Genomic DNA, 651 nt, shown 5'->3' with positions numbered 1-651 from the left:
CGCGCAACCCGCTGACCGCCCGCGAATCGGAAATCGCGGCCCTGGTCGCGAAGGGGCTGAGCAACCGGCAGATCGCCGGGCAGCTCGTCATTTCCCAGCGCACGGCCGAAACGCACGTCGAGCACATCCTCGCCAAGCTGGGGTTCACTTCGCGGAGCCAGATCGCCGCTTGGGTCACGGCGAATGAGGCTTGAGGGGTTGGGGTTGGGTGGGGGTTGGTTCGTTGGTGCCAGGGTTTGGCTCGGCATTTCGTGGGAGGCGAAGCGATGAAGGGACCGTTCATCAAGGCACGGTTGGACATCTCAGGGCACTGAAAGCCCGAATGGACCACTCATCGCGGCACGACTGAACATCTCGTGACGCGCAAGCCATGAACGGTCCATTCATCGAGGCACGGCTGGGCAGCTCGCCACCCGCAAGCCATGAAACTCCATTCACCGGCACGTGACTGGACACCCCATGCCACCAAGACTCATGAACGGACCATTCATCCCTGCTCCACTGGGCAACTCGCAGACCCAAGCCATGAATGGACCATTCATCGCGACACGACAGGGAATCTCGCGCCACCCGCAAGCCATGAACGGTCCATTCATCCCAACACCACCAGTCCCCTCGCGCGGACCACCCGAACCCCACCCCGGGTTCCCC

At 63.0% G+C, this 651-nt stretch carries 1 protein-coding gene; it reads left to right on the top strand.

Features of this window, described 5'->3' with window-relative positions; translation table 11 throughout:
* A partial coding sequence (locus L2C96_RS44205) for a response regulator transcription factor (protein ID WP_237340332.1) occupies nucleotides 1-194 on the top strand: 194 nt, incomplete at its 5' end.
* Between the last annotated feature and the right edge of the window lie 457 nt (nucleotides 195-651).

This window comes from Amycolatopsis tucumanensis, assembly GCF_021654135.1.
In the GTDB taxonomy this organism is placed as follows: Bacteria; Actinomycetota; Actinomycetes; order Mycobacteriales; family Pseudonocardiaceae; genus Amycolatopsis_E; species Amycolatopsis_E tucumanensis.
The sequence above is the reverse complement of the archived record's forward strand: the minus strand, read 5'-3'. Positions and strand labels throughout refer to the sequence as shown.